Origin of the sequence: Kitasatospora sp. NPDC059571, from assembly GCF_042735675.1 — a bacterium.
In the GTDB taxonomy this organism is placed as follows: Bacteria; Actinomycetota; Actinomycetes; order Streptomycetales; family Streptomycetaceae; genus Kitasatospora.
The window spans coordinates 1-7,330 of the sequence record NZ_JBHWBW010000097.1 but is presented as its reverse complement, the minus strand read 5'-3'; the positions used below and the strand labels follow the sequence as shown (position 1 = coordinate 7,330).

The window sequence follows — 7,330 nt, the reverse complement described above, 5'->3', positions numbered from 1 at the left end:
CCCCGGGGGCCCGGGGGCCCCGCGGGCGCGGGGGGCCCCCGGACTGGGGGCCGGGGCCTCTCACGCCCCGCGCCCCCGGCGGGCCGCCCGCGCCCCCCCCCCCCCCACGGCTGCCGTTCGGTCAGAACTTCTTCGGCGAGGCGGACGCCCCCGGGAGGGTTCCGGTGCCCGCCCGGTACGGGGCGAGGCAGAGGACGTAGTGCTTCCGGTGGAAGCGCCGGCCGTAGGTGCCGCGGTAGGTGGCGGTCACCCCCGGCGTGCTGGTGCAGCTGCTGGTGAGGCCGTTGTCCACCCGCTTCACCACCTGGTAGTTGGCCTTGGGGTCGCTGCAGGAGACGCTCGACACCCGGGTGCTCGAGTACCGGTTGAGGCAGTCGCCGACCTGCGACCCCGGGGCGGTGTCGGTGAACAGCGCCAGCACCAGGACGATCGCGCCGGCGGCGAGGACGCCCATCTGCAGCCAGAACCGCAGCCCCCGCCTCGCCTTGGGCGCCGCGGGCGCGCCCGGTGCGGGCGGCGGGGGGAAGGGCGGTCCGCCGGGACCGGTCGGGCCGCCGTAGGGCTGCTGCGGCACCGGCGGGCCGGCCGGCCCGGGGTAGCCGTACCCCGGGGGAGCGCCCGCCGGGCCGGGAACCCCGTACGCGGGCGGCTGCCCGTAGCCGGACGGCGGCTGCCCGTACGCCGGCGGCTGTCCGTACGCGGGCGGCTGCCCGTACGCGGGCGGCTGCCCGTAGCCGGACGGCGGTGCCCCGTAGGGCGGTTGGCCGGGTGGTGGCCCGTACTGCGGTGCTCCGTACGGCTGCTGAGGTGTGCTCATCGATCCCCCCGTGGGCTCCTGCGGCTGCGTCGGTACGCGGACGTACCTTAGCGAGTAGCCGTTCGGGGGCGGGAGTTCAGACCGCGGCGGCGCGGTCGCCGCGGGCCGCGCGGGCGAACAGCAGTGCGCCGAGGGCGTACACCGCGGACACGCCGATCACCACCCCGGCCGAGCGGCCGTTCAGCGGGAGGACCAGGGCGGTCACACCGGCGGCGGCCACGAAGGAGACGTTGAACAGGACGTCGTAGACGGCGAACACCCGGCCGCGGAAGTCGTCCTCGACGGACTCCTGGACGACGGTGTCGGCACAGATCTTGGTGCCCTGGGTGACCACGCCGAGCAGCAGTGCCGCTGCCAGGCCCGGGAGTTCGCGGAAGGGCAGCCCGAGGGCCGGCACGAAGACCGCCGCGCTCGCCAGGCAGGTGGTCATCCACCCGGCCAGGCCCAGCCGGCGGGTGCACCACGGGCTGATCACGGCGGCCAGGAAGAAGCCGATGGCCGAGAAGCCCACGGCCCGGCCGAGGCTGGCGAGTCCGGCCGCGGCGTCCCCCGGCGGGTTGAAGGTGTACCGCGAGAGCATGAGGACGACGACGATCAGCACGCCGTAGCAGAAGCGGGCCAGCGTCACGGCGGCCAGCGCGTGCACCGCGGGCCGGCAGTCGCGGACCAGGTGCCGCAGGGCGGAGCCGAGTTCGCGGGCGGCGGTGCCCAGGGCGCGGCGCAGCGGTGGGCGGCTGTGGTGGTGCTCCGGGCCGAGCTCGTCCGGGCCGATCCGCTGCGCCGCCAGCGCGGCGGCCAGGTACAGCAGTGCGGCGACGGTGACCAGGGCCGCGTCGGCCCGGGGGCCGGGGGTCAGTACCTGGTGCACCAGGAAGCCGATGCCGCCGCCGACGGTCGCGGCGACGGTGCCCAGGGTGGGGGAGATCGCGTTGGCGGTGACCAGCGAGGACGGTGCGACCACCCGGGGGAGCGAGGCGGACAGGCCGGCCAGGATGAACCGGTTGAGCGCGGTCACCAGCAGGGCGGAGGCGAAGAACAACCACTCCGGGGCCCTGGCCAGCAGCAGTGCCGCGGTGACCAGTCCCAGGCCGAACCGGGCCAGGTTGCCGAGGTGCAGGACCTGCCGGCGCCGCCAGCGGTCCAGCAGGACCCCCGCGAACGGGCCGACCACGGAGAACGGCAGCAGCGTCACGGCCAGCACCCCGGCGATGTCGGCGGGGGCCGACTGGCGCTCGGGGGAGAAGATCACATAGGCGGCGAGCGAGACCTGGAAGACCCCGTCCGAGAGTTGCGACAGCATCCGCACGGCCAGCAGCCGGCGGAAACCGCGACCGCGGAGCAGCCCGCGGAGGGTGGCGCGGTGGGGTGTCTGCATGCTGCCGTCCTCGGTGATCGCCACCCGGCAAGGTTGCCATGTCCGGTGCCGTTGTTTCACGTGAAACAACGCGCGGGAGCCGGCCGGGAAGCGCCGAAGGGGCCCCGGTCGCAGGACCGGGACCCCTTCGGTGACGAGCTGCTCAGTGCCGAGCGGTGCTCGGCGCTGCGGTGATCAGCGCTCGACCTCGCCGCGGATGAACTTCTCGACGTTCTCCTTGGCCTCGTCGTCGAAGTACTGCACCGGCGGGGACTTCATGAAGTACGAGGACGCGGAGAGGATCGGGCCGCCGATGCCGCGGTCCTTGGCGATCTTCGCGGCGCGCACGGCGTCGATGATGACACCGGCCGAGTTCGGGGAGTCCCAGACCTCGAGCTTGTACTCCAGGTTCAGCGGGACGTCGCCGAACGCGCGGCCCTCGAGGCGGACGTACGCCCACTTGCGGTCGTCGAGCCACGCGACGTAGTCGGACGGGCCGATGTGGACGTTCTTGGCGCCCAGCTCACGGTCGCGGATCTGCGAGGTGACGGCCTGCGTCTTGGAGATCTTCTTGGACTCCAGGCGCTCGCGCTCGAGCATGTTCTTGAAGTCCATGTTGCCGCCGACGTTCAGCTGCATGGTGCGCTCGAGGATGACACCGCGGTCCTCGAAGAGCTTCGCCATCACGCGGTGCGTGATGGTGGCGCCGACCTGCGACTTGATGTCGTCGCCGACGATCGGGACGCCGGCCTCGGTGAACTTGTCCGCCCACTCCTTGGTGCCGGCGATGAACACCGGGAGGGCGTTCACGAAGGCGACCTTGGCGTCGATGGCGCACTGGGCGTAGAACTTGGCGGCGGCCTCGGAGCCCACCGGCAGGTAGCAGACCAGAACGTCGACCTGCTTGTCCTTGAGGACCTGGACGACGTCGACCGGGGCCTCGTCGGACTCCTCGATGGTCTCCAGGTAGTACTTGCCCAGGCCGTCGAGGGTGTGGCCGCGCTGGACGGTGACGCCGGTCGGCGGCACGTCGCAGATCTTGATGGTGTTGTTCTCGCTGTTGCCGATGGCGTCGGCCAGGTCGAAGCCGACCTTCTTGGCGTCGACGTCGAAGGCCGCAACGAACTCCACGTCACGGACGTGGTAGTCGCCGAACTGCACGTGCATCAGGCCGGGGACCTTGCCGGCCGGGTCGGCGTCCTTGTAGTACTCGACACCCTGCACCAGCGACGCGGCGCAGTTGCCCACGCCCACGATGGCTACGCGAACCGAACCCATTCCGGTTGCTCCCTGTGTTCTCATGAGCCCCGCCGTGAAGGCGGTTCTCGAATCCCTACTCGTATGACTGTCTGACGGGCGCGCGGCGCCCACTCCTCCCACGGACCCGGCTCCCACGAGGGCGGCCGGACGCCGCGGGTCTCAGCGCTCCTGTGCGGAGCGCCCCGGGCGGTCGTGCGGTGGCCCCGGCGGGTCCGAGGACCCGGCCTCCTGGCCACGGCCGTCCGAAGTCTGTGGTGCACCCGACGGCGCTGTGCCGCGCCCGGTGCGGTTGGCCCGCTCGGTCTCGATGAGCTCGTTGAGCCAGCGGACCTCGCGCTCGACCGACTCCAACCCGTGCCGCTGGAGCTCGAGGGTGTAGTCGTCGAAGCGCTCGCGGGTGCGGGCGATCGAGCTGCGCATCCGCTCCAGCCGCTCCTCCAGCCGGCTGCGGCGGCCCTCCAGGACGCGCATCCGCACGGCCTTGTCGGTCCGCGCGAAGAACGCGAAGTGGACGCCGAAGTGCTCGTCCTCCCAGGCGTCGGGGCCCGAGTCGGCGAGCAGCTCCTCGAAGCGCTGCTTCCCCTCGCCGGACAGCCGGTAGACGATCTTGGACCGCTTCCCGTTGAGGGCGGTGGCCGGAACGTACTCCGCGTCCGGGTTGTCCTCGACCAGGAAGCCCTGGGCGACGAGGTTCTTGAGGCAGGGGTAGAGCGTGCCGTAGGAGAAGGCACGGAACGAGCCGAGCAGGACGTTGAGCCGCTTGCGGAGCTCGTAGCCGTGCATCGGAGCGTCGTGCAGCAGACCGAGGACAGCGAATTCCAGTACTCCGGAACGCCTGCTCACCCTGCCGCCTCCTCTCCCCTGTGGCCGTGAACCGGCACACGGGGGCGTCTATGCCGCCCCGATGTATCGGCTCGATATATCGAGAACAGTAAACCTGGGTCTCGATGCGGGCAAGGGGGGCACGCGTGAACGTGATCACAAGGCGGTCGGGGCGTAGCGCAGCCCCGTAGTCAAGGGCGGCGCGGCCTGCAAGGCAACGGGCGTGTAATGATCTGCGGTCGGTTCGTCCCATTTGTCAGGTAATAGGCGATTAGCAGCGAATTACGGGTGCGTACGCTGTCGCGTGTGCACGAGGACCACCTCCGGGGTTAAGGCGGTTGCGGGCATCGGAAGTGAACCCTGCCTTCGGGCTCCGTAGGCCCGACCGAGGAGTTGCTGAGAGATGAGCGAACACCGGCGAAGGTCGCCCAACCCGGGCGGCGAGCAGCAGCCGCCGGGCCGCCGCGACGCCGACCCGGGCCAGCGTGCCTACGGCGCGCAGCCGCCCCGGGGCGATGCCCCCTCCTACGGTCGGCCCGGCCCGGACGAGCTGCGGTCCGACGGCGGAATGCGGCGTGCGCGGCCGGCCGGTCCCCGGCAGACCGCCCAGCAGCCCAGGCTGACGCGTGCGGAGATGCGCCGGCAGGCGCAGAAGGGCGGCCGCCGCGGCGGTCCCCCCGCGGGCGGGCCGGGCGGTGGCGGCCGCGACGGCGGCGGGCCCGGCAAGAAGCGGTTCATCGACTACCCGCGGTTCGGCAAGAGCGGCGTGCGCCGCTGGCTGCCGTCCTGGAAGCTGGTCCTCAGCCTCTTCCTGCTCTTCTTCGGCGGCGGGGTGGCCGCTGTCGGCACGGCCTACGCCATGACCACCGTCCCGGACGAGAACAAGGCGCTCCAGCAGCAGAACAACATCTACTTCTGGTCCGACGGCTCCGAGATGACCCGCAAGGGCGCCCAGAACCGGCAGCAGGTCGAGCTCGGCGACATCAGCAAGGGGGCGCAGGACGCCACCATCGCGGCCGAGAACGAGACCTTCCGCACCGACTCGGGCATCGACCCCAAGGGCATCGCCCGCGCCGTCTACAAGATGGCCACCGGCGGCGAGACCCAGGGCGGATCGACGATCACCCAGCAGTACGTGAAGAACACCTACCTGAGCCAGGACCAGACCCTGAGCCGCAAGCTCAAGGAGTTCTTCATCACCCTGAAGGTCAATGGCAGCCTGGGCAAGGACGCCATCCTCAAGGGCTACCTCAACACCAGCTGGTACGGCCGTGGTTCGACCGGTATCCAGGCTGCGGCCCAGGCCTACTACGGGGTGGACGCCAAGAACCTGAACGTCTGTCAGGGCGCCATGCTGGCCGGCCTGCTCAAGGGCGCGGCGCTGTACGACCCGTCCCTCAACGCGGACAACGCCAAGCGCATGCAGGAGCGCTGGGAGTACGTGCTGAACCGGATGGTGGTCAACCACCTGATCAGCCAGGAGGACCGCACCAAGTGCGGTTCGACCTTCCCGGCGCCGATCCAGCAGAAGGCCCCGGCCAGCATGAACGGCGAGGTCTACTACCTGGTCGACACGGCCAACAAGTACATCATGGCCAAGGACCCGTCGATCAACGACCAGGTCCTCCAGCACGGCGGCTTCAAGATCTACACCACCTTCGACAAGGGCAGGGTGGAGGAGCTCAAGAAGGCCGTCGAGGGCGTGCAGTCGGAGAGCCTGCACCCGGACAGCCGGGAGGCCGACAAGTTCGTCCAGGTCGGCGCGTCCTCGATCGACCCGAGGACCGGTGCGATCGTCGCCCTCTACGGCGGCCCCGGCATCGAGAACCAGCACTACACCAACAACGCGGACGCCTCCGGCATCCCGGTCGGCTCGACCTTCAAGCCGTTCGTGCTGGCCACCGCGATGCAGACCGGCGTGCTCACCAAGCTGGACGCCGACGGCAAGCCGACCAGGATCAGCGTCGACAGCCGCTACGAGTCGAACAACCTGTCGCAGATCTACAAGCCGGACGGCAGTCCGGTCATCGGCGACAACGGCAAGCCGTACAAGCAGGCCAACGATGAGAACAACAAGACGGACTACGTCGATCTCAAGGAGGCCATGAAGAACTCCTACAACGTGCCGTACGTGCAGCTCGGCCAGGACGTCGGCGGCAAGGCCGTCGAGGCCATGGTGCTGAACCTCGGCCTGCGCAAGGAGTCCCTGGCCCCGTCCAGCACCGTCACCTTCCCGCTCGGCACCTCCACCCCGAGCGCGATCCGGATGGCCTCGGCCTACTCGGTCTTCGCCGACCACGGCCAGCAGAACGACCCGTACTCGGTGCTCAGGCTGCAGAAGGACGGCATCGACCAGCCGAAGTTCACCAAGTCGACCCCCAAGCGGGTGCTCGACCCGGATGTCGCGGACACCATCACCGACGTGCTGCAGAACGTGGCGGCGCACGGTACCGGTACCAAGACCAACGCGCTGCACTTCCCCGTGGCAGGCAAGACCGGTACCACCGACGCCGGCACCTCGGCCTGGTGGGTCGGCTACACCAACAGCCTCACCACCTCGGTCGGCATGTGGCGCGAGGAGCCGGGCAAGCCCGGCCTGCTCTCGCTGAAGGGCACCGCCGGTCAGACCACCGTCCACGGTGGTGACTTCCCGACCGCGATCTTCACCCGCTACATGCAGACCGTCGGCCCCGGCGACCCGCGGACCTTCACGAAGCCGGGCGACACCGGTGTCCAGGTCGACTCCTCGGGCGCGCCGTCCACCGCGTCGCCCTCGGCGTCCCCCTCGCCGACGGACTCGGGCTCGGTCTCGCCGTCCCCGACCACGTCGCCGACCACCACGGGTCCGACCGACTCGCCGTCGCCGACCGGCGGCCGGCCCAGCCGCAGCTGCTTCCTGATCTGCCCGAGCCCGACCGGGGACGCCTCCCCGACCGGCGGTGCGACCTCCACCAAGACACCCGGTGGCGGAGGCGGCGGTGGCGGTGGCGGCGGCGGTGGCGGAGCCCCCGCCGGCGGCTGATCCGCCCTCGTCACCCGGCCGCCCGCGGCCACTGCGGTGCCGGTCCGTCCTCCGG

Annotated in this window: 5 protein-coding genes; 1 reads left to right on the top strand and 4 read right to left on the bottom strand. The window is 70.9% G+C overall.

All coding sequences use genetic code 11. The annotated features are described in order from the left end of the window. Positions 1 to 121: 121 nt before the first annotated feature. From ACFV0G_RS14170 to ACFV0G_RS14155, 4 genes are all read right to left on the bottom strand, one after another. Positions 122 to 817, bottom strand: coding sequence for a hypothetical protein (locus ACFV0G_RS14170; RefSeq protein ID WP_380546326.1), 696 nt, complete (start codon positions 815 to 817; stop codon positions 122 to 124). Between the two features lie 76 nt (positions 818 to 893). Beyond that, the gene (locus tag ACFV0G_RS14165; protein ID WP_380546341.1) at positions 894 to 2,192 is read right to left on the bottom strand and encodes an MFS transporter; all 1,299 of its coding nucleotides are present in this window, start codon (positions 2,190 to 2,192) and stop codon (positions 894 to 896) included. A gap of 174 nt (positions 2,193 to 2,366) precedes the next feature. Beyond that, positions 2,367 to 3,449 carry an inositol-3-phosphate synthase gene (locus ACFV0G_RS14160; protein WP_263104417.1) on the bottom strand — a complete coding sequence of 361 codons (1,083 nt, stop codon included), beginning with the start codon at positions 3,447 to 3,449 and terminating at the stop codon, positions 2,367 to 2,369. Between the two features lie 141 nt (positions 3,450 to 3,590). Next, positions 3,591 to 4,274 (bottom strand): helix-turn-helix transcriptional regulator, encoded by a 684-nt coding sequence (locus tag ACFV0G_RS14155; RefSeq protein ID WP_380546323.1) that lies wholly within the window; start codon positions 4,272 to 4,274, stop codon positions 3,591 to 3,593. Between the two features lie 382 nt (positions 4,275 to 4,656). Here ACFV0G_RS14155 and ACFV0G_RS14150 point away from each other — a divergent pair, with 382 nt between their 5' ends. Then, complete coding sequence (locus ACFV0G_RS14150) at positions 4,657 to 7,275, top strand: transglycosylase domain-containing protein (protein WP_380546321.1); 2,619 nt, start codon at positions 4,657 to 4,659, stop codon at positions 7,273 to 7,275. Positions 7,276 to 7,330: the final 55 nt, after the last annotated feature.